The sequence below is a fragment of the Nocardioides xinjiangensis genome, assembly GCF_017916385.1.
In the GTDB taxonomy this organism is placed as follows: domain Bacteria; phylum Actinomycetota; class Actinomycetes; order Propionibacteriales; family Nocardioidaceae; genus Nocardioides; species Nocardioides xinjiangensis.
This window is the reverse complement of the sequence record NZ_JAFMSW010000001.1, coordinates 2,858,872-2,880,870: the sequence shown is the minus strand read 5'-3', so window position 1 is coordinate 2,880,870 and position 21,999 is coordinate 2,858,872. Positions and strand designations below refer to the sequence as shown.

Annotated in this window: 17 protein-coding genes; 6 read left to right on the top strand and 11 right to left on the bottom strand. The window is 73.0% G+C overall.

Going from position 1 to position 21,999, the window contains the following annotated elements; translation table 11 throughout:
- Positions 1-71: 71 nt before the first annotated feature.
- Complete coding sequence (locus tag J3P32_RS17930; protein ID WP_246850123.1) at positions 72-2,702, bottom strand: thrombospondin type 3 repeat-containing protein; 2,631 nt, start codon at positions 2,700-2,702, stop codon at positions 72-74.
- A 237-nt stretch (positions 2,703-2,939) separates the two neighbouring features.
- Between J3P32_RS17930 and J3P32_RS13545 the strand changes: the two genes are divergently transcribed.
- On the top strand, positions 2,940-3,305 hold the full coding sequence (locus J3P32_RS13545; protein WP_210440323.1) for a hypothetical protein: 366 nt from the start codon (positions 2,940-2,942) through the stop codon (positions 3,303-3,305).
- Entirely contained in the window at positions 3,302-3,985 is a 684-nt protein-coding gene (locus J3P32_RS13540) for a polysaccharide deacetylase family protein (protein ID WP_210440322.1), read from the top strand. The genes J3P32_RS13545 and J3P32_RS13540 overlap by 4 nt, the downstream gene beginning before the upstream one ends.
- Here the strand turns inward: J3P32_RS13540 and J3P32_RS13535 are convergent.
- Positions 3,964-5,535, bottom strand: a complete 1,572-nt coding sequence (locus J3P32_RS13535; RefSeq protein WP_210440321.1) for a YcaO-like family protein — start codon at positions 5,533-5,535, stop codon at positions 3,964-3,966. The two genes, J3P32_RS13540 and J3P32_RS13535, sit on opposite strands and share 22 nt — an antisense overlap.
- A 116-nt stretch (positions 5,536-5,651) precedes the next feature.
- On the opposite strand from J3P32_RS13535, the gene J3P32_RS13530 reads away from it, so the two are divergent.
- The 3 genes from J3P32_RS13530 to J3P32_RS13520 are packed head-to-tail and all read left to right on the top strand — an operon-like array spanning position 5,652 to position 8,762.
- Positions 5,652-6,983, top strand: coding sequence for an ABC transporter substrate-binding protein (locus tag J3P32_RS13530; RefSeq protein WP_210440320.1), 1,332 nt, complete (start codon positions 5,652-5,654; stop codon positions 6,981-6,983).
- Positions 6,984-6,996: 13 nt separating this feature from the next.
- Positions 6,997-7,959: a carbohydrate ABC transporter permease gene (locus tag J3P32_RS13525; protein WP_210440319.1), complete on the top strand. Its 963-nt coding sequence runs from the start codon at positions 6,997-6,999 to the stop codon at positions 7,957-7,959.
- A complete protein-coding gene (locus tag J3P32_RS13520) occupies positions 7,956-8,762 on the top strand; it encodes a carbohydrate ABC transporter permease (protein ID WP_210440318.1) in 807 nt (268 codons plus the stop codon). The genes J3P32_RS13525 and J3P32_RS13520 overlap by 4 nt, the downstream gene beginning before the upstream one ends.
- Here the strand turns inward: J3P32_RS13520 and J3P32_RS13515 are convergent.
- From J3P32_RS13515 to J3P32_RS13475, 9 genes are all read right to left on the bottom strand, one after another.
- Entirely contained in the window at positions 8,755-9,444 is a 690-nt protein-coding gene (locus J3P32_RS13515; protein ID WP_210440317.1) for an SDR family oxidoreductase, read from the bottom strand. The genes J3P32_RS13520 and J3P32_RS13515 overlap by 8 nt on opposite strands.
- 4 nt (positions 9,445-9,448) lie before the next feature.
- A complete protein-coding gene (locus tag J3P32_RS13510) occupies positions 9,449-11,467 on the bottom strand; it encodes a hydantoinase B/oxoprolinase family protein (protein ID WP_210440316.1) in 2,019 nt (672 codons plus the stop codon).
- Positions 11,464-13,584 carry a hydantoinase/oxoprolinase family protein gene (locus J3P32_RS13505; RefSeq protein ID WP_210440315.1) on the bottom strand — a complete coding sequence of 707 codons (2,121 nt, stop codon included), beginning with the start codon at positions 13,582-13,584 and terminating at the stop codon, positions 11,464-11,466. Before J3P32_RS13505 ends, J3P32_RS13510 begins: the two co-directional genes overlap by 4 nt.
- Before the next feature lie 285 nt (positions 13,585-13,869).
- The gene (locus J3P32_RS13500; protein ID WP_210440314.1) at positions 13,870-15,261 is read right to left on the bottom strand and encodes an amidase; all 1,392 of its coding nucleotides are present in this window, start codon (positions 15,259-15,261) and stop codon (positions 13,870-13,872) included.
- Positions 15,258-15,887 (bottom strand): SRPBCC family protein, encoded by a 630-nt coding sequence (locus J3P32_RS13495; protein WP_210440313.1) that lies wholly within the window; start codon positions 15,885-15,887, stop codon positions 15,258-15,260. Before J3P32_RS13495 ends, J3P32_RS13500 begins: the two co-directional genes overlap by 4 nt.
- The gene (cutA, locus tag J3P32_RS13490) at positions 15,884-18,331 is read right to left on the bottom strand and encodes an aerobic carbon-monoxide dehydrogenase large subunit (protein ID WP_210440312.1); all 2,448 of its coding nucleotides are present in this window, start codon (positions 18,329-18,331) and stop codon (positions 15,884-15,886) included. The genes J3P32_RS13495 and cutA overlap by 4 nt, the downstream gene beginning before the upstream one ends.
- Entirely contained in the window at positions 18,328-18,870 is a 543-nt protein-coding gene (locus J3P32_RS13485; RefSeq protein WP_210440311.1) for a (2Fe-2S)-binding protein, read from the bottom strand. The genes cutA and J3P32_RS13485 overlap by 4 nt, the downstream gene beginning before the upstream one ends.
- Entirely contained in the window at positions 18,867-19,733 is an 867-nt protein-coding gene (locus tag J3P32_RS13480) for an FAD binding domain-containing protein (RefSeq protein ID WP_210440310.1), read from the bottom strand. Before J3P32_RS13480 ends, J3P32_RS13485 begins: the two co-directional genes overlap by 4 nt.
- Positions 19,734-19,737: 4 nt before the next feature.
- Positions 19,738-21,264, bottom strand: coding sequence for a uracil-xanthine permease family protein (locus J3P32_RS13475; protein WP_210440309.1), 1,527 nt, complete (start codon positions 21,262-21,264; stop codon positions 19,738-19,740).
- A 302-nt stretch (positions 21,265-21,566) separates the two neighbouring features.
- Between J3P32_RS13475 and J3P32_RS13470 the strand changes: the two genes are divergently transcribed.
- Positions 21,567-21,965, top strand: coding sequence for a hypothetical protein (locus J3P32_RS13470; RefSeq protein ID WP_210440308.1), 399 nt, complete (start codon positions 21,567-21,569; stop codon positions 21,963-21,965).
- Positions 21,966-21,999: the final 34 nt, after the last annotated feature.

Here is a 21,999-nt window from a genome sequence, read left to right as displayed (position 1 = left end):
ATGGCGGGCCGGCCCCGAGGGGACCGGCCCGCCGACCCGGCGTGACCTGGGGTCACGCGCCGGGCTGGGAGCTACCGACCGAGGCCGACGCGCGTCTTCCTGCCGGGGTAGGAGGTGGCGTCGTAGGGGTCCGTGCCCTGCGACCGCTCCTTGGCGTTGGAGTGCCCGTCGCCGTCGATGTCGGTGTCACACGCATCGCCCTGCCCGTCGCGGTCCAGGTCGGCCTGACCCGGGTTGGGCTGCTTGAGGCAGTTGTCGCGCGAGTCCGCGACACCGTCCCCGTCCCGGTCCGTGCCGGGCGCGGTGTGGACGACGGTGCGCACGTCGGTGGCGAGGACCTCGTCGTCCTGCATCCACACGGTCCGGACCTCGCGGGCCCCCGCCGGCACCGTGACGTCGATCGCGAAGGTGTCGGGTCCGTTGCTGGACTCGACCTCCTCGCTCGCCGCCTCGACCCCGTCGACGAAGACGGTGACCGTCTCGTCGGACGGCACCGGGCACCCGGTGCTCCCCGGCGCGGCCACGTCCGGGCACGCGTCGTCGCCGTCGGCGACGCCGTCACCGTCGGTGTCCACGGGCGTCTCGCCCTCTGCGGGACCGCTGGGCACGATCGTGGCCTGCAGCGTGTAGGTCGTCGACGGCACGCCCACGACGAGGTAGGGGTCGACCGTGATGTCGAGCGTGCCCTGCACGTCCTGCAGGACGAGCCGCTCGGGCTGACCCGCGGTGGCCGCCGAGCCCGACGCCGCACCGGTCACGACCATGTCGAGGTCGCTGGCGTCGGGCCAGGTCATCAGCAGCTCGACCGTGCTCTTCTCCGGCACGGGGAGGGCGAAGCGGTGCCCGGGTCCGCCGGTCACGCCGAGGGTGCTGTCGGTGACCACGAACGTGTTGCCCCCCGCGCGCTGGAGGTCGACGGTGTCAAGGACGGCGCCGCCGGTGGTGCCGCCGCTTGTCCCGGAGGAGGCGGTGGTCGTGGCGGCGGGCTGCACGCCCGCCGGGGCGGCCACGCCGATGCCTCCCTCGTCCGGTGCGCGGTCGTCGGCCACGACGGTCCACATGTTCGTCGGCGCGCGGTAGCTGGTCAGCGCGAAGACGTCGTACGGCGCGGTGACCTTGGCGCCGGCGAGGTAGCTGCGCGGGATGCGGAAGGTGACGGTGCCGGCCGTCGCGTCCCACTCCGACCACTCGCTGGGCAGCTCGGTCTCCATGGAGTGGTCGTAGGTGACCACCGTGGCGGGGTTGCGCGGGTCGGGGATCGTCGACTCGATCTCGCGGCCGTCGATGCTCACCCCGTACTTCGGGAGCCCGACGACGCCCTCCGGCCAGAGCTGGTCGACCTTCACCGTGGCGACCACGTCGAGGTCGGTGACCTCCACCTGCACGTTCGCGATGTCGGTGACCGGCGTGAGCGAGTCACCGTCGGCGTCGTCGTGGGAGGCGCTCGCGGAGGTCGGCGGACCGTCGAGGGGGCGTCGCTCCACGGTGCCGGCCACCTGCAGCCGGCCGTCCGCCGTCTCCGCCCCGTGCTCGGGACTGCTGAGGGTCAGCACCGGGGTGCTGGTCTCCTCCGGCTCCGGCGAGAAGTCCACCGGGTCGCCCGGGACCAGGCCGAGGTCCGGCTGCGGGCAGTCCCACACGGAGCCGGTCGAGGACGCGTAGAGGTGGTCGTCGGGGTGCTGGACCTGGAACGGGTTGGCCCCGTCCCCGGCGGCGTCGTTGGGCTCGAGGCGGTCGGCCGCGGTGACCGTGCCGTCGCCGTCGACGTCGAGGTAGCGACTCATCCGGACCGCGAAGGCCTCGACGTTGAGGGTCGAGACGCACTTGTTCTGGCCCACCGGATCGGCGCTGTACGCCATGATGTCGGTGGTGGGGACCGGGCCCCACTCGCCCTCGGCCCCGTCACCGACGTGGCCCAGGGTCAGGCAGTGGCCCGTCTCGTGGAGCACGAGGTCGTAGAGCGAGAACGTGTCGGTCTTCCCGGGCACCGGGTCGATGGCGCCGTTGACGGAGAAGCAGACGTTGCCGCCCTTGCCGCCGCAGTCCTCGACGTACGTCCCGCCGCGGGTCTCGTGGTGGGAGTCGAACCCCGGGAGCATCTCCCAGGCGTCGAGGTCGAAGGGGTTCTCCACGTTGTGGCACGGGACGCCGTCCTCGTCCACGATGCCCAGCTCGCCGCCGAGGTAGACCGGGTCGACGCCGATCCCGAGACCGCCCGCCGGGTTGCTGGCGATGACCACGATCTCCGGGTCCACGAGGGGGTACGTCGTGAGCTCGCCGCCGCCGTCGCCGGTGAGGTCGATGGTGTCCACGGTGATGTGGAAGTCCACCCCGTCGCGGAGCCAGCCGAGGCCCATCTCGTCGGAGAGGTAGTCGATGCCGCCCTCCCAGGACTGGACGGCCTGGCGCATGATCCGGAGGTCGCGCTCCGCCGTCGGGGAGGCCGGGACCAGGATGGCCACGTCGACCTGCGGGGAGTCGAGGGCGTTGAGGCCCAGCTTGCCGTGGTAGCAGACGTTGGCCGGGTTGTCCCGGCTCATGTCCTTGATGCAGCCGGGCGGCAGGTTGCCGTCACCGAAGTAGGGGCCGACGTAGTCGTCGGCCGGGCTGGCCTGGGCCGGCGAGGAGTAGGTCGAGGCGATCCCCACCAGGGAGACGCTCGCCAGCACCGGAGCGAGGACGAGGGACAAGGGTTTGCGCAACGGTCGTTCCTTTCGAGGCGCCCGTGAGGGTTCGGGCGGCCGGGGCCGTGAGCGCCGGCGGTGGCCGGCCACGACCGGTGGCACGGGGGGAGCCACCGGCAGGCACAACGTCCGGCGATCGGCGGAGTTACGCAGATCACATCGGCGGTGACCCGGCGCGGCGCGGCTCGCAGTGCTCCGTGCCGGCGCCGGCCTCGGAGCGCTCGGTCCAGGACGTCGCTGTGACAGGCTCGGGCCGTGCTGCCCGCCGACCTGCCCGACGACCTCGCCACCGAACCGGCGCGCGACGTCCTGGCGGCGCTGGCGTCCTGCCGCGCCGCCGACCTCGAGCGCGAGGGCATCGCGATGTACGTCGCCGTGGTCGACGCGCGCCCTGGCCGTGGCAGCAGCGACCAGCCGGGCGCCTCGTCCCGTCCGGCAGACACCCGCCTGGCGGAGCTGTTCGACCACTACCACGACGCACTCGCCCAAGCCGGCTTCCCTCGACCCGCGCACGAGCCGCCGGACGCCCCCGACCTCACCGGCGGAGGGCGCGAGCTCATCGACGTGCTCGTCGTGCTCAGCGACCACCACCTGCACGCTCGACCGCAGGAGGTGTCGTGAGCGGCGTCCTCGAGCCGGCCCGCCAGCGCGCCGCCTTCGCCGCGGGTCGCTACGTGCGCGTGGTGAACTGGCACAACACCCCCGCCACGGACCGGTCCACGCTGCGGGCGGAGCTGGCCTGGTACGCCGCCCGGTTCGACCCGGTGCTGCCCGAGCACCTCGACCGGTTCGTCGAGACCGGCGACTGGGGGCTCGAGCGACCCGGCTTCGTGCCGTGCTTCTACGACGCCTACCGCAACCACGTCACGGTCGCCGTGCCGGCCCTCGAGGAGCTCGGCCTGACCGGCTGGTTCCTCCCGCCGACCGGTGCCCTCGACGTCCCGCACGAGCAGCAGCGCGACTACGCCGCGGCGCACGCCATCGACCTGCTCCCCGACGAGCCCGACGGCCCGTGGCTGATGACGTGGGACGACCTCGCTCGGATCGCCGAGCGGCACGTCGTCGCGGCGCACACCGCGCACCACACCGGCGCCGACGAGATCCTCACCGCCGAGGACGTCGAGCGGGAGGTGCACGAGCCGGTGCGGCTGATCACCGAGCTGACCGGGACGGTGCCGCCCGCCTTCGCGTTCCTGCACGGCACGGTGCCGGTGCCGGGCACGGTCGCCGGCGACGCGGTGCTGGCCTCGGGCGTCAGGTACGCCGTAACGAACACCGCCTACGTGCGCATCGCCGACTGACCCCCGGCCCCTGCGCGTGCCAGCGCGACCTGCGCGGCGTGCCATCCGGGCTCGCGGTACAGCGGCAGCAGTGACCCGGCCACCGCGTCGAGGGCGTGCCGGTCGAGCCAGGCCGGGCCCCCGAGCCGCTGCTCGGCCTCCGCCGTCAGGTGCACCCGAGCCCACCCGGCCGGCGCCTCCCCCACGCGGACGAGGTCGGTGCGCCCCGCCTGCACGAGGCGGCGCACGTTGCGCTCACCGATCCGGCCGTAGGCGACCGTCTCCACCTCGAGGCCGGGCACCAGCACCTTCGCGGCGTGCACCCCGTCCTCGGGCGCCGGGGAGAGGTCGGCGACGAGCACCTCGTGGCCCTCGGACTCCAGACGGCCGCACAGGACCGCGAGCACGTCGTCGCCGGCCACCGCCTCGCTCGGGAGGTCGGTGAAGCGGACGGTGGTCCTGCGCGCCAGCACCTTCCCGCGCAGCAGCGGCTCCCAGTGCTCGCGCGGCGCCCTCAGCCAGGCGAGCATCGCCGCGAGCACCCGCTGCTCCTCGCCGGCGGGGTCGACCGCCTCCACCTGGGCGAGGAACTCGGGCGGCGCCACGCCTCGGACGGCGTCGAGCGGGCCGTGCATCAGCTGCTTGCGCGCCCGGGCGCTGGCGAACTCCAGCACGGCCTTGCGCAGCGCCTCCTCGCGATCGGGATGCACCGCCTCGCCGCACGCGGTGGCCGAGAGGATGTCGTCGTCGTCCGCCATGCCGACCACGTCGATGTTCGCCATGCCGAAGTCGGTCGCGGCCAGCTTGGCGACGACGTCGACGCCGGCGGCGCGCAGCCGGTCCAGCACGGCGAGGGTCTCGGCGTCGCGCACCCCGTCGAGGTCGAGGACGACGCCGGTGTCCATCGCCCGGAAGGTCAGGCCGTTGCCGTCACGCTGCAGGACCTCCAGGACGCCGTGCGCGATCGCCTGCTCGAGCCGCCCGCCGGCACCGAGCCCGTTGGTCACCGGGGTGACGAGCCAGCCGCCCGGCGCCGCCTCTGCCGGCAGCTCGCCGCGCGCGCTGGCGACCAGCTCGGCGGGCGCGAGCACCTGCTCGTCGGTCAGGCTCCCGCCACGCAGCCGGCGCAGCGCCCACCACGCCAGCGGCCGGTCGTCGTCGAAGTCCGTCCCGGCGGGGAGGCCGAGCAGACGGGGGTCGACGACGCCGTGGTGGCCGTGCCGCCGGCGCATCTCGCGGGTGGACCCGCGCTCGACCTCCCGTCCTGCCAGGGCGAGCCGCGAGCCCACGTGCTCGACGCACTCGCCGAGCGCCCCGACGCGGGCCCTCAGCTCCGTGGCGCCGTAGCCGAGCCCCGACGTGGTGGACTCCCCGCGACCGTCCGCGCCGGTCCACCACGTCGCCCACACCGGTACGCCGACGCGGTCGAGCTGCGTGACCGGGAACTCGATCAGCCGATCGGGGCCGAGGGCGGACACGAACCGCTCGGCCACCTCGCGCAGCGCGGCCTCGACGTCTCGCGCCTCGTCCGGTCCGTGCGCTGCCGAGGATGCACCCGCCCCGCCCGTCACCCGGTCAGGGAAGCGGACCCGGAGCCGAGCGGTCAATCACGGTCCACCGCCCCGCGCGCCGCCGTCTCCCCCAGAAGGGTGGTGGCGGCCGTCCGGCGATCCGCGAAGGTGTCGTGATGAACGCGCGTCCCGCGGGCCCGCCGGCACTCCACCTCTCCCGTCGGACGCTGCTCGGCGCCGTCGGCGGCGTGACGGCCGCCTCGTCGCTGAGCGCCTGCGGCGGCTTCTCGCGGCAGGAGAGCGGCGGCGGTGGCGGCTCGGACACCCTGCGCTTCAAGACGTGGGCGAGCGACGCGGAGAAGAACGCGTTCACCCGGCTCGTCGCGGCCTTCAACGAGGCCGAGGGCGTGAGCGTCGAGCTCGAGGTGGTGCCGTACGCCGAGATGTTCACCGCCGTCGACACCGAGCTGCAGGCCGGCAACCCGCCCGACGTCTTCCGGGTGGACTACCCCACGCTCGGCACGTACAGCAGCACCGACCAGCTGCTCGACCTCGGCGACCAGCTCGACGACGACCTCACGGGCGACCTCATCCCGGCCCTGTTCCAGGCGGTCCAGTACAACGGGACCCCCTACGGCGTCCCGCACCAGACCGACACCACGGCGATCGTCTACCAGCCGCGGCTGCTGCGCGAGGCCGGCATCGCAGGGGTCCCGGACTCGCTGGACTCGGCATGGTCCTGGCAGGAGTTCGCCGACGTCGCAGAGCAGCTGCGGGGGTCCTTGCCCGACGGGGTCTTCCCGTTCGCCTACGACTGGCAGCAGCTCGGCGCCTACCGGTGGCTGACCTGGCTCTTCGAGGCCGACGGCCGCTTGCTCGGCGACGACCTGCGCACCCCGGCGATCGTCAGCGCGGAGGGTCGCAAGGCACTCGAGTACACGCGCCAGTTCCTCCAGCGGGGCTGGGTCCCGCCCAACACCTCGGTGAAGGGCGCCACCTACCCCGACACGGCGTTCGCCTCGCAGAAGGTGGCGATGGCCTTCGTCGGCGACTTCCTGCTGCCCTCGCTCGAGACGAGCATCGGCGACGGCTTCGAGTGGCAGGTGACCTACCAGCCGCGCGACGTCCGCGCGAGCACCGACCTGGGCGGCAACGCCCTGGTCGCCGCGGCCGCCACGGACAACGCCGACCTGGCGGCGACCTTCCTGCGCTTCATGGTGGATCCCGACAACATGCGCACCTTCTGCGAGGAGACCACCGAGCTGCCGACGCGTCAGTCGCTCGTCGACGCCGAGCTCGACTTCGCCGTGCGTCCCGACCTCATGCCCACCTTCGTCGAGCAGGCGACCACCATGACGCCAGACGACGTGGCGCAGGTGACCGTTCCGTTCTTCGCCGAGATCAACACCGTGCTGCAGAACGAGCTCGAGCTGTGCTTCGTGGACGGTCAGTCGGTGGACGACACGCTCACCAACATCGCCGACGCGCTCGAGTCCGCGGCCGGCTGAGGTCCCGGCGCCGATGAGCACGTCGACGCGAGCGGCCCCGGCCGTCGCTCCCCCGCTGCTGCCGGGCGACCGCCGCCCGCGGCGCCGCCGTCGCGGCGGACGCGAGGCGGCCGTCGGCTGGGCGTTCGTCTCGCCGAACCTCGTGCTCCTCGTCGCGTTCCTCTTCCTGCCGCTGGTCTCGGCCCTCGCGATGTCGTTCCAGGACGTGTCCTCGTTCGGCGGCAGCACGTGGGTCGGGCTCGACAACTACCGGCGGCTGCTGTCGGAGGACGTCTTCTGGCGCACGCTCGCCAACACGCTCGTGTTCACCGCGGCCACGGTCCCCACGAGCATCGCGGCCGGCCTCGTCCTCGCCGTCCTGCTCGACTCCGCGGTCCCGGCGCGCGCGGTGCTGCGCACCATCATCTTCGTGCCGATCGTCATCAGCGGCCTGGTGGTGGCGCTCATCGGGTTGCTGATGTTCGACGAGGGCGTCGGCATGCTGAACGGCATGCTGGCCGCGGCCGGGCTCGACGGCGCGAGGTGGCAGACCGACGGGACGCTCGCGATGGTGTCGGTGGTCGTCATGACGATCTGGACCCGCCTCGGCTTCGCGATGGTCGTCTACCTCGCGGCCCTCCAGGACGTGCCGCGCGAGGTCACCGAGGCCGCAGAGGTCGACGGCGCCGGCGCGCTGCAGCGCTTCTGGTGGGTGACCGTGCCGATGCTCTCCGCCCCGACGTTCTTCCTGCTGGTGATGAACGTGATCTGGTCCTTCCAGGTCTTCGACATCGTCTACGTCATGACCGGCGGGGGGCCCGGCAACGACACGGAGATGCTCGTGACCTACGCCTACGACCAGGGCTTCGGGCCGACCCGCGACTTCGGCTACGGCTCCACGATCGGGGTGGTGATCTTCCTGCTGACGCTGGTGGTGGTGGTCCTGCGGCTGCGCCGCGAGCGGGCGGAGGCCCGGCCCGCCGGAGGCACCCGGTGAGCCGCTGGACACGGTTCGTCGTGGTGGCGGGCGTCTGCGCGATCATGCTGTTCCCGCTGTACTGCATGCTCGTCGTGGCATTCACCCCGCGCGACGCGCTGTTCGACGCCGGCGCCCAGCTGTGGCCCGACGCGTTCACCACCGACAACTTCACGAGCCTCTTCGCCCGCTTCCCGGTCGGGACCTGGTTCGTGAACTCGGTCATGGTGGCCGCGGTGACCACGGCGATCTCGGTGACGGTCAACCTCCTGGCCGGCTACGCCTTGGCCAAGCTCCGCTTCCTGGGCCGCGACGCGGTGTTCGTCCTGATCATCTCCACGATGATGATCCCGGCCCAGGCGATCATGTTCCCCCAGTTCCGCACGGTCATCGACCTCGGCCTCTTCGGCACGTTCTGGGCGGTGATCCTGCCCTCCGCCGCGACCGCCTTCGGCATCTTCCTCGCCCGGCAGTTCCTCCTCGCGATCCCCGACGAGCTCCTCGAGGCGGCCACGATCGACGGGGCGGGACAGCTGCGGATCTTCCTGCGCATCGTGCTGCCGCTCTGCAAGCCCCTGATCGCCGTCCTCGTCCTGCTGGCGTTCATGGCCCAGTGGAATGACTTCCTGTGGCCGCTGATCGCGCTGAAGGACCCGGCGCTCTACACGCTGCCGGTGTCGCTGCGCTTCCTCCAGGGACAGTACGACGCGGACTACGGCGGACTCATGGCAGCTGCCCTGCTCACCTGCCTGCCGCTCGTGGTGCTGTTCCTGTTCCTCCAGCGCTACTTCGTGCAGGGCATGGCGCGCACCGGCATCAAGTAGTCGCCGGGGACGGGGGCCGACCCAGCAACCACGCCAGCACCCGCGTGCCCACCGGCAGGCCGTGGTCGTCGTAGTGGGCGAACATCGCGCTCAGCCACGGATGGAGCTGCGGGTCCGGCACCCGCCGGACGTCCACGCCGGCCTCGGAGGCCAGCTCGCGCACCGTCGCCCGCCGCGTCGCCAGCTCGTACGTCGCCCCGTCGTGGCCGGGCTCGGTGAGCACCACGGCCGCCGCGCGGCCGAGGTCGGCGAGGTCGAGGAAGCCGAACGGCACGTCGGGCGAGTAGGGCAGGTCGAGCGGCCCGGTCAGGTCGAGGTTCTGCAGGTACGCGCCGGGCTGCAGGATCGTCCAGCCGAGCCCGGACCGGCGCACCAGGTCCTCGGCGACCGCCTTGCCGAGGTGGTGCGGCATCGCGGGCGCGTAGGGCGAGGCGACCGAGTGGTAGACCGCGCGCCGCACCCCGGCTCCGGTCAGGGCCGTGAGCGCCTCGGCGACGTACGCCGGCTCGTCGGGGTGCAGGTTGGGCGCGATGACGTACGCCGCGTCGCAGCCCGCGACCGCCCCGGCGAGGTCGGCCCAGTCCGCCCGCCCCAGGGGCCGGGCGTCGACGCCGCGACCGGCGAGCGCGGCGCACACGGCGCGCCCGGTCTTGCCGTGGCCACCGACGACTGCGACGCGCACCGGCTCAGATCCTGTCGACCTCGGCGAACGCCGCCCCGTCGGCGAGCGCGGCGTAGCCCGGGCCGCGGTCGAAGAACGCGTCCGCGCTGCGGTCCCAGGGCGCCCGGCCGGCCCGCTCCGCCTCCGTCGCGCGCGGGTCGTGCCCCAGGTCGCCCTCGTCGACCGACCCGGTGAGCACGACGCCGTAGTCGCGCAGCGCCGCCTCCGGGGACACCTTGCGCCAGAGCACGTCACGCACGACGAGCTCGGGGTCGCGGGCCAGCGGGTCGCCCCAGCCGCCGCCGCCCGTGGTGCGGATGCGCACCACCTGGCCGGCCTTGACGACCTCCGCGTCGGCCAGGGCGTCGACCTCGCGCTCGTCGGGACCACCGGGGTCGATGACGACCTGGAACGGCGCGCCGGCCTTGCCGCCGCGCACCCCCCAGCACGCGAGGATCGAGCGGTCGGCGATGGACATGAAGTGGGCGTCGGCGAGCATCCGGATGTGCTTCTCGTAGCCGAGGCCGCCGCGGTGCTCCCCCGCGCCGCCGGAGTCGATCGCCAGGCCGAGGCGCTCGACGACGAACGGGAAGCGCGACTCGGTGAACTCCGTCGGCAGGTTGCGCGAGTCGGGGACGACGTGGATGGTGTCCTCGCCGTCGGCGTAGTAGCGGCCGCCCGAGCCGCCGCCGAGCACCTCGCGCATCAGGTAGTCGTTGCCGTCGAGGTCCTTGCCGTAGACGCCGGTGTAGCGGATGGTCTCCTGGTCGGCCGGCATCCTGCCGTCGACGGCCTTGGCCACGACGCCGGCGAGCACGCCGAGCAGCCGCAGGATGACGAAGGTGCGGGCGTTGGTGGGCGCGGGGTGGATCGGGGTCAGGAGCGTGCCCTTCTCGGGGAAGCGCATCTCGATCAGGGGAACGATGCCCTCGTTGACGTCGAGCTCGGCCATCCGCTCGGGGGTGTCGGCGAGGTTGCGCAGGATCGGCGCGAGCCACTTCTTGAGGAAGTTGCCGCCGACGTAGTCGCCGCAGTGGTTGATCGGACCCCTCGCCTGGGCGCTGGTGCCGGTGAAGTCGATGATCAGCCGCGGCCCCGCCGGACGGCCGTTGTCGGGGTCGGCCGGTGCGTCGCTGACCTTGGTGAGGGTGATCCGCTGCGTGTGCAGCTGCGGCTCGTCGACGCCGTCGTGCTCGGCGTAGTCCTCCCACACGTAGATGCCGTCGGGGATCTTGGACAGGATCTCGCGTCGGTAGGTCTCGGTGGTCGCGTCGAGGATGGCGTCGAACGACGCCTCGATGGCGTCCCGGCCGTAGCGGGCGAACAGCTCGCCGAGCCGGCGCGCCCCCATCAGGCAGGCGGAGCACTCGGCGTCGAGGTCGGCGGCCAGGCTGTCGGGCATCCGCGAGTTGCGCGTCATGATCCGCAGCGCGGACCGGTTGGGGACGCCGGCGTCCCAGAGCTTGATCGGCGGGACGGCCAGCCCCTCCTCGTAGACGGTCGTCGCGTTGCTGGGCATCGAGCCCGGCACCGCGCCGCCGATGTCGTCGTGGTGGCCGAAGGCCTGCACGAAGGCGACGACCTCGCCCTCGTGGAAGACCGGCACCGTCACGCAGAGGTCCGGCAGGTGGCCGATGCCGCCCTCGGACTCGTACACGTCGTTGTGGAAGAACACGTCGCCCTCGCGCATCTCCGCGATCGGGAAGTCCCGCACGATCGGGTGCACCAGCGCGCTGTAGGAGCGGCCGGTGAGCTTGCGCAGCTGCCGGTCGTGGATGCCGGCGCGGAAGTCGTGGGCGTCGCGGATCATCGGCGAGCGGCTGGTGCGACCGATCGCGGTCTCGACCTCCATCTCGACGCTGGCGAGGGTGCCCTGCACGATCTCGACGAGGATCGGGTCGACGCCCGTGCCCGGTGGGGTGAGCCGGCCGCCGTGCTCGTACGACGTGGGCAGTCCGGCGGGGTTGACCGGCTTCGCCGTGACGTACGCCGGGTCGACCGCGCGGGTCGTCGGGCCGGCGGTGGTGGGGGCGGTGCCGCTCATCGGGCGGCCTCCTTCCGGATCACGAGGTTGGCCCAGTCGTCGACCACGACCTCGAAGCCGGGGTGCACGGGGATGGTGGAGCCGAACTCCTCGACGATCGCGGGGCCGCTGAACGTGTCGCCGGCGCCGAGGTCGGCGCGCCGGACGACCGGGGTGTCGACGTAGCCCTGCTCGGGGTCGAAGCACACGGGGCGCCGGCCGTCCTCGGCCCGCTCGCGCAGGTCGCCCTCGGCCTTGTCCAGCGTGGGGATCGCGGGCCGGGTGATCGGACCGATGCCGGTGACGCGCAGGTTGACCCACTCGACCTGCTGGTCGCGGTCGCCGCGGAAGTCGTAGCCGTAGAGCTGGCGGTGCTCGGCGTGGAAGGCCTCGGCGACCTGCTCGACGTACGCCGCGTCGACGCGGCCCTCGGGCGCCGCGACGCGCACCTCGAACGCCTGGCCGACGTAGCGCACGTCGACGCTGCGCTGGAACCGGTGCTGCGCCGGCGCGAAGCCCTCCTTGGCCAGCGCCTCGCGTGCCCGCTCCGTGAGGTCGTCGAGGATGCCCTGCACGACGGCGTGGTCGAGCGCCGACTCCTTCGCGACGTGGGTCTGCACGTAGTCGTTCTTCACGTCGACGGTGAGCAGGCCGAAGGCGCTGACGTTGCCCGGGTTGGGCGGCACGACGACCCCGGCGAGGTCGAGGATGTCGACGAGCCGGCAGGCGAGCAGCGACCCGGAGCCGCCGAAGGTCGTCAGCATGAAGTCGCGCACGTCGAGGCCGCGCTTGACGCTGACCTGGCGCAGCGCGTTGGCCTGGTTCCACGCGGAGATCTCCAGGATGCCGGTGGCGCAGCGCTCGAAGTCCAGGCCGAGCCGCTCGGCGAGGTCGGCGATGCCCCTGCGGGCGGCCTCGACGTCCAGCGGGATCTCCCCGCCGAGGAGGTGGGGCGGGATGCGCCCCAGCGTCACGTGAGCGTCGGTGATCGTCGGCTCCGTGCCGCCCTTGGCGTAGCACAGCGGCCCGGGGTCGGCGCCGGCCGACTGCGGCCCGACCTTCAGCGTGCCCTCGGGCGAGAGCCAGGCGATCGACCCGCCGCCGGCGCCGACGGTGACGACGTCGATCATCGGGATCTTGCTGGGGTAGGCGCCGACGGTCCCCTCGGTCGTGAGGGTCGGCTCGCCGTCGAGCACGACGGACACGTCGGTCGACGTACCGCCGCCGTCGCAGGTCAGCACCCGCGGGAAGCCGGCGACCTCGGCGATGAGCGCGGCGCCGAGGGCGCCGGCGGCCGGGCCGGAGAGCACCGTGGTGATCGGTTGGTGCACGACCTCGTCGGCCGACAGCACGCCGCCGTTGGACTTCATCACGTAGAACGGAATGGGCGCGCCGCCCGTGCTGGGGCCACCGGTGAAGGCGTGCAGGCGGTCCTGGATGTTGGTGACGTAGCGGCTCACGTTGGGCTTGACCGCCGCGTCGACGAGCGTGGTCATCGAGCGCTCGTACTCGCGGTACTCGCGGAGCACCTCGCTGGAGATCGACACCACGGCGTCGGGGTGCTCACGGCGCAGCACGTCGCGCATCCGCAGCTCGTGGTCGTCGTTGGCGTAGGCGTGCAGCAGGCAGACGCCGATGGTGGTGATGCCGCGCGCCGCGAACCACCGGGCCGCCGCGACGGCGGCCTCCTCGTCGAAGGGGCGTATCTCAGCGCCCGTGTGGTCGAGGCGCCCGCCGACGGTGCGGACCCGGTCGGCCGGGACGATCCGGTCGGGCTTGACCCAGAAGTAGGAGTTGCCGTAGCCGTCGGGCACGGACTGGCGGGCGATCTCCAGCATGAACTCGTAGCCCTCGGTCGTGATGAAGCCGAGCGCCTCGACCTTGCCCTCGAGCAGCTTGTTGGTGGCCACCGTCGTGCCGTGGGAGACGGCGCTGACGTCACCGCCGTCGGCCCCGACGATCCCGAGGATCTTCTCGATGCCGGCGATGAACCCGTCGGCGGGGTTGCCCGGGGTGCTCGGCGTCTTCGTGGTGACGAGCTCGCCGGAGTCCTCGTCGAGGGCCACGACGTCGGTGAACGTGCCGCCGGTGTCGATGCCGATCCTGATCCGCCGCCGCGTCCGGTGGGTGCTCGCCATGGGGACGATTCAACCGAGGCGGCCGCGGCGTAGGCCACGGCAGACGTTGCCGACCGAACGCCGTTTCGTCGGCAAGTCCTGCGGTACGGGTTGCGTGTGCGGCGTACCTCCGGCTCCGGCGGGTCGTGCACAGCGCCGGGGTGCTCGTCCCCAGCCTCGGGTGGTTCGTGCACAGGTCTGTCCACAGGTGGGGGGTCGTCGCGAATCCCCCGCCTAAGCGGGGGATTGCGAACTTCCGGGGGCCTGCACACCCCGGGAAGCTCGCACAACCCTCGGGAAGTCCGCTCAGCCGAGCAGCTCCTCCACCGCGGCCGCGACCTCGAGGAGGCGGCGGTCGGCACCGTGGCGTGCGACGAGCTGGACGCCGACGGGCAGCCCCTCGGCGGTGCGGCCGGCCGGCACGGAGATCGCGGGACAGCCGGTGACGGTGATGAAGTACGCCGAGCGCATCCAGGCCAGGTAGTCGGGCATCTCCTGGCCGTTGATCGACTCCGGGTACTCCTGCTCCACCGGGAACGGAGGCACCTGCGAGGTCGGCAGCAGCAGGACGTCGTGGTCGCCGAAGAACAGCCGCATCGTCTCCGACAGGGCGGTGCGCTGGGCGTACGCGCGCGCGACATCCGCGCCCGTCAGCGACTCGCCGGCGCGGATGTTGGCCTCGAGCGAGGGCTTGAACGACGTCGGGTGCCGGGCGAGCAGCGGGCCGAGCTTCGCCTGGAAGTGCCACGCCCGCAGCGTGCGGAAGGTGTCGTCGGCCAGCGCGAGGTCGGGCGCGGCCTCGACCACGGCGGCACCGGCGTCGGAGAGCCGCGCGGCGGCGGAGCGTACGACGGCGGCGACCTCGTGGTCGACCACGAGCGCCCCGCCGAGGTCGACCGAGGACGCCACGCGCAGGCCCGCCAGCGGGGCGGGCGCCAGCGGAGGGGCGAACGCGGAGCCGGGGTCGCCCAGCGCGTGCGGCGCGCGCGGGTCAGGGCCCGCGATGACGGACAGCAGCAGGGCCACGTCACCCACGTTGCGCCCCATCGGGCCGCCCACCGACGTCGTCTCCCACTGGTTGTACAGCGGCCACTCCGGCACCCGGCCGAGGGAGGGCCGCATGCCGACCACCCCGCAGAACGACGCCGGGTTGCGCAGCGAGCCGCCCATGTCGGAGCCGTCGGCGAGGGGCACCATGCCGGACGCCAGCGCGCAGGCCGCTCCCCCGCTCGACCCGCCCGCCGAGCGCGAGGGGTCGACGGGGTTGCGGGTGACGCCGAAGACGGTGTTGAAGGTGTGCGAGCCGGCGGCGAACTCCGGGACGTTGGTCTTGCCGACGAAGACCGCACCGGCTCGACGGATCCGCTCCACCAGCAGGTCGTCGTGGTCGGCGACGGCGTCGGCGTGGATCGGCGAGCCGTACGTCGTGCGCCAGCCGCGGAGCGCGTGCGTGTCCTTCACCGCGAAGGGCAGGCCGTGCAGCGGTCCGCACTCCTCGCCGGAGGCCTGCGCCTGGTCGGCGACCGCCGCCGCCGCGCGTGCCCGCTCCGCGTCGAGGGACACGATGGCGTTGAGCCCGGGGTTGCGCTCCTCGATCCGGTCGAGGTGCAGCTCGAGCAGCTCGCGGGCCGAGACCTCGCCCGAGCGCACCGCAGCCGCCTGCTCGCGGGCGGTGGAGTCGACCGTCAGGTCGGTCACCGGCGACGCCCGATCAGCACGCCGAGCGTGACCAGACCGGCACCGACCGCGATGCCGAGCAGGAACTCCTGGCGCGACCCCGTCGTGGCGGCGGCGGCCGGGGCCGTGAACACCCGGCCGGTCGCCGGCTCGGGGGAAGCGCTGGCGGCGCCCTCACCGGGCTCGGTCACGGACGGGGCGGCGGCGCCCCCGCCGGCCAGCACCGCGTCGACGTTGCCGAAGAACTCGCCCGCCATCCGGCGCGAGACGCTGGTCAGCATCCGCTGGCCGACCCCGCCGATCATGCCGCCCACGACGGCGTCGGCGTCGTAGGACACCCGCGTCGAGGACCCCTCGGGGGTGAACCGCACGTCGACCGTCGCGCCGATCGTGCCCGGCGCGCCTGCGCCCTCGAGCCTCATCACCAGCGACTCGTGCTCGACCAGGTCGGTCAGCACGCAGGAGCCGGCGTACGTCCCGCGGATCGAGGCGACCCCCGCGGTCACGGTCATGGCGTACGCGTTGTCCCCCGTCGCCTCGAGCCGCTCGCAGCCCGGGATGGTGCGGACGAGGACCGCCGGGTCGAGCAGCGCGTCCCACGCCTTCTCCACGGGAGCGGCCAGGACGTTCTCTCCGGTGAACTTCATCGGGTCTCCTTCTGGGCGGCGTGCTCGGCGGCGGGCTCGGCGGCGGGCTCGGCGGCGTGCGCGAGGCGCAGCTCGAACAGCTCGGACGGCGAGATCGGCATCGCGGTGATCGCCAGGTCCGGGTGGTGGGGCCGCTCGGCGTCCTCGATGGCCGCCGCGAACACCGCGGCGGACGGGATGACACCCGCCTCGCCGGCGCCCTTGATGCCCAGCGGGTTGAGCGGGGACGGCGTCTCGAGGTGGTCGATGTCGATCGAGGTCGGCACCTCGGTGACGTAGGGCATGAGGAAGTCCATGAACGAGGCGTTGAGCAGCTGCCCCGACTCGTCGTAGGCCATCCGCTCGTAGAGCGCGCCGCCGACACCCTGGGCCACCCCGCCGTGGATCTGCCCCTCGACGATCATCGGGTTGATGAGGTGACCGCAGTCGTGCACGACGGCGTACTTGAGGATGCTGATCTCGGCGGTGTCGGGGTCGGTCTCGACGATCACCGCGTGCATGCCGTTGGCGAACGTCGACCGCGCCGGCGAGTAGAAGTCCTTGCCCTCCAGCCCCGGCTCGTCGTCCTCCGCGACGGGCGGCTTGCCGGGGTCGCCCACGGAGAACTGCGTCGCGGCCTTGGACGCCTCGTCGAAGGCGTAGCGCAGGGGGTTCGACAGCACGGCGACGGTGCCGAGGTCGATCGAGGCGTCGGTGCCCCGCACCGAGACCACCCCGTCGGCGATCTCGAGGTCGGACTCGTCGGCCTCGAGCGCCTCCGCGGCGATCCGCAGCGCCTTCTCCTTCGCCCGCAGCGCCGCGAGGTGGATCGCCGAACCGCTCATCACGGCCGCCCGGGAGGCGAAGGTGCCCACGGCGTACGGCATCTTGCGGGTGTCGCCGGTGGTGATCTCGACGTCCTCGAACCGCACCCCGAGCGTGTCGGCGACGATCTGCGCGAAGGCGGTCTGGTGGCCCTGTCCCTGCGTGGTGAGCCCGGTGGCGACCTTGACCCTGCCGGAGGTCTCGATGTGCACGTGCGCGCCCTCGTAGGGGCCGACGCCGGTGCCCTCGACGTAGCAGGCGAGGCCGATGCCCACCCGGCGGCCCTGGGCGGCCATCTCGGCGCGGAAGTCCTCGAACTCGTCCCACCCGACCAGCTCCTTGAGCTTGGCGAGGGACGCCGGGTAGTCACCGGAGTCGTAGGTCAGCTCGCGACCGTCCTGGAACACGAGCCCGTGCTCGTAGGGGAACTCGTCGGGCTGGATGAAGTTCGCGCTGCGCACCTCGGTGCGGTCCTTGCCGAGGTACGCCGCGATCGCGTCCATCGTCCGCTCCATCACGAAGCAGCCCTGCGGGCGGCCGGCGCCGCGGTAGGGCGTGACGATCACGGTGTTGGTGTAGAGCGACTCGAACGCCACCCGGTAGTTCCGCGGCTTGTACGGCCCGAGCAGCTGGGTGGAGGTGATGATCGGGACGATGAGGCCGTAGGGCGTGTAGGCGCCGTGGTCGTGCCAGAACTCCACGCTGAGGCCGAGGAGGCGGCCGTCGTCGTCGAAGCCGACCTCCACGTGGTGCTGCTGCGCCCGCTCGTGCGCGGAGGAGATGAAGTGCTCGCGGCGGTCCTCGGTGAACTTCACCGGCCGGCCCAGCGTCATCGCCGCGAGCGGCACCAGCAGCTCCTCGGGCCACGGGTGGTTGATCTTCACGCCGAACCCGCCGCCCACGTCGGGGGTGACCACGTCGACCTTCGCGAGGTCCAGGCCGAGCTTGGCGGCCACGCAGCCTCGTACGCCGGTGGAGGTCTGGGTCGACGACCACACCGTCAGGCGGCTGGTGTCGGGGTCCCACCGCGCCACGGTGCCGCGGCCCTCCATCGGCGTGCAGGCCGAGCGCTCGACGTCGAGGTCGAGCGTGAGCGTGTGCGGTGCGGCCGCGATGGCGGCCCGCGCGTCGCCGGTCTCCTGCACCATGCGGGCGCCGACGTTGTCGGGCACGTCGTCGTGCACCGCGCGCGCGGCTTCCCTGGCGGCAGCGATGCCGACGACCGGCGGGAGCTGCTCGTAGTCGACGCGGATGCGCGAGACCGCGTCCTCGGCGACGTAGCGGTCGGTCGCGACGACGAAGGCGATCGCCTCGCCGACGTAGTTGACCTCGTCCTTCGCGAGGGCGTACTGCGTGCGGCCGTGGGTGAGCGTGGGGTGCGGGATGAGCAACGGCAGCGGCTCGGCCATCGGCCCGGTGAGGTCGTCCCACGTCCACACCGCGACGACGCCCTCGACGTCCAGCAGGTCGGCGACGTCGATGTCGACGACGCGGGCGTGCGCGTGGGGCGAGCGCAGCACCGCCGCGTGCAGCAGGCGCGGGTCGTCGTGGAGCAGGTCGTCGACGTAGCGGCCCTGCCCGCGCAGGAACCGTTGGTCCTCCACCCGGGGGACCCTGCTGCCGAAGAGCTTCGTGGTCACCGGTCCTCACCCCCGTCGTCGACGTCGGTGGTGCGGGAGGCAGGGCCCTCGGCGCCGATCTCGGCGGCGCGCAGCACCGAGCGCACGATGTTCTGGTAGCCGGTGCAGCGGCACAGGTTGCCCGCGATCATCTCCCGGGCCTCGTCCTCCGAGGGGTCGGGGTTCTCCCGCAAGCCCGCCGTGATGGTCGTCAGGAAGCCCGGCGTGCAGAAGCCGCACTGCAGGCCGTGGCAGTCGGAGAACGCCTGCTGCACCGGCGACAGCGAGCCGTCGGGCTCGGTCAGCCCCTCGACCGTCGTGACCTCGGCGTCGACCGCCGACACCGCGAGCATCAGGCAGGACCGCACCGGCCTGCCGTCGACGAGGATCGTGCAGGCGCCGCAGACGCCGTGCTCGCAGCCGACGTGGGTGCCGGTGAGCCCGCAGTCGTGCCGCAGCGCGTCGGAGAGCAGCCGCCGGGCCGGGACCCGTACCTCGTGGACGGAGCCGTTCACGCGCAGGCGCACGTCGTGCAGCTCCTCGGCTGCGGGGCTGGTCATGCGGTGCTCCTCTCGCGGGCCCGCCTGCGGGCGTGGTCGGTCGCGTCGGCCAGCACCCGCGGGGTGAGCACCGTGACGAGGTGGGCCCGGTAGGCGGCGCTCGCGTGGATGTCGTCGGCCGGCTCGAGCTCCGCGAGCGCGGCGGCGGCGGGGTCGCCGGCAGGGTCCTTCACGGCGTCGGTGACGTCGACGACGACCGGCACGTCGCTGGCCGAGACGTAGCCCACGCGCGCGCGGGTGACCGCGTCGCCGTCGGTCTCGACGTGCGCGGCGGCCCCGACGAGGGCGTAGTCGCCGTGGCGTCGGGCGATCTCCTGGAACGCCACCCCGGCGCCGGGCCCGAGGGCGGGGAAGAACGCCTCGACGGCGATCTCGTCGTGGGCCAGCGTCGTCTCGAGCGGGCCGGCGAACAGCTCCGCCGCCGGGACGGTACGACGGCCGCGCACCGACGCGACGTCCACCGAGCCCTCCAGCAGCCTCAGCACCATCGGCATCTCGGCCGCGGCGTCGGCGTGCACCAATGAGCCGACGGTGGTGCCGCGGTTGCGGATCGTCGGGTGGGCGACGTGGCTCAGCGCCATGGCGAGCAGCGGCTGGGCGGCCGCGGCCGCCGAGGAGGCCAGGACGTCGGCGTGCCGGGCGAGCGCCCCCACACGCACCCGGTCGTCGTCACAGGTCACGTGGTCGAGGTCGGGCAGGGCGTTGATGTCGACGAGCATCGAGGGGGCGGCCAGGCGCATGGACAGCAGCGGGACGAGCGACTGACCGCCGGCCAGCACCTTCGCCCCCTGCGTGCCCGCGAGGGCCGCGAGGGCCTCCTCGAGGGTGGACGGTCGCAGGTAGGCGAAGGGTGCGGGCTTCACGAGGTCAGTCGTCCCGGTGCGAGCCGCGCCGGCGATCCGCCTGGTCGTCGCCGAGACCCCGGTGGTCCTCGACGTGTCCGGGCCGTCCGGCGTCGTCCGGGTGGACGGTCTCGTCGACGTAGCCCTCACGACCGGGCCGGTCGGCCTGACGGTGCTGGTCGACGTGGTTGAGGCTGCCGGCGATGGACGTGGAGGACTCACCCAGCCGCCCCTTGACCATGTGGAAGAACACGATGACCAGGATCGTGCCCAGCGCGATGCCGCCGAGCTCGAAGTCGTCGCCGAAGGTCAGGGTCACTCCGCCGATGCCGGCGATGAGGCCACCGGCGAGGCCCACCAGGTTGACCGGGTTGCCGAAGTCGACGCCGTTCTCCACCCAGATCTTGGCTCCCACCAGACCGATCATCCCGTAGAGCACCACGGTGATGCCGCCGAGGACGCCGCCCGGGGTCGCGTTGACGATCGCGCCGAACTTCGGGCACAGCCCGAGCAGGATCGCGACGACCGCGGCGACGTAGTAGGCGGCGCTGGAGTAGACGCGCGTCGCGCCCATGACCCCGATGTTCTCGGCGTACGTCGTGGTGGGCGAGCCACCGAAGGCGCTGGCGAACGCGGTCGCGACGCCGTCGGCGCCGATCGCGCGGCCCATGTAGGGGTCGAGGTCCTCGCCGGTCATCTCGGCGACCGCCTTGACGTGTCCGGTGTTCTCGGCGACCAGCGCGATGACGCCCGGCAGGACCAGCAGGATCGCGGTCAGCGAGAAGGACGGGCCGTGGACGACGGAGACGCCGTCGGCCAGAGTGCCGCTCGGCAGGCCGATCCAGTCCGCGGCCTGGACGCCCGCCCACGAGACGCGGTCGTGCTCGGTGGCCTCGGTCGCGCCGCCCAGGACCGAGGTGATGGGGCCGAAGACCAGGTCGGCGAGCCACGACAGCACGTAGCCGAAGATGAGAGCCAGGAACACCGCGATGCGCGACCAGAAGCCCGGCAGCATGACGGCGGCGAACACCATGAAGGTCGCGGTCGCGAGCGCGATCCACTGGTCCTGCGGCCAGTAGATGCCCGCGACGACCGGGGCGAGGTTGAAGCCGATCAGCATCACGACGGCCCCGGTCACGGCGGGCGGCAGGATGCGGTGGATCAGCTCGGCGCCGGCGAAGTGGATCAGCACGCCGACCGCGGCGAGCACGAGGCCGCCCACGAGGATCGCGCCCGTGACGTACGAGGAGTCGTTGCCCTCGTCGAGAGCGTGGATCGCGGCGACCGAGGCGACGAAGGAGGCACTGGTGCCGAGGTAGCTGGGCACCCGGTTCTGGACGATCAGCAGGAACAGGATGGTGCAGAGGCCCGAGAACATGATGGCGAGGTTGGCGTCGAGCCCCATCACCAGCGGGAACACGAAGGTGGCGCCGAACATGGCGACCACGTGCTGGGCACCGAGCCCGATCGTCTTGCCCCACGGCAGGCGCTGCTGCGGCAGCACCGCCTCACCCGGGGCGGGATCGACCACGTCCCACTTGAACATCGACATGAGCAGGCCTCCAGATTCGGTGGGTGTGGACCCGAGAAGCCACAAACTAGTGCGGCCCATCTCACACCCTCACTGGCGACATCTGCCGAAGGAACGCCGGAGTCGATGACAAGTTCTTGGGCGGGTCGAGCGGCTGCCGACCCCGCGCGGGCCCTGGCAGGGCACGACCGGCGGCCGCGCCGCGGCACCTGCCGGCGGGACGCCGACGGGACGTGACGGACGGGACGTAACAGATCCGGGCGGCTGGTCGCTGTAGTGGCGGGGGTGGCGAACGGACCGCCCCGACACCGAGGAGGATCACCATGTCTGTCTCCATCCGCTTCGCCGGCCTGGCCACCGCGGCCGCCGTCGCCCTCGGCGGTGCCATCGCCGCCCCGGCCGCCGCCGACGAGGCACCCGCCCCCGCCCCCTGCGCGCAGCAGCAGGCCAAGGTCGACAAGGCGGAGGACGCCCTGGAGCGGGTCACCGCCGTCTTCGCGCGCCAGGAAGCCCGGGTCGCGAAGGCCAAGAAGACCGTCGCGCAGGCCGAGGCCGGCCGCGAGAGGGCTGCCGCCCGTCGGGCGCTGGCCGCCGCGAAGCAGGACCGTGACGAGACCAAGGCGACCAAGCGCGCACAGCAGCAGCGCCTCGCCAAGGCCCAGGAGCGACTCGCCACGTGCGAGGCCGAGCAGGAGACCACGGAGGCCTCCGCCCAGGCCTGACCGGCCGGGTATCCTGCCAGGCAGCCGCGCCCGG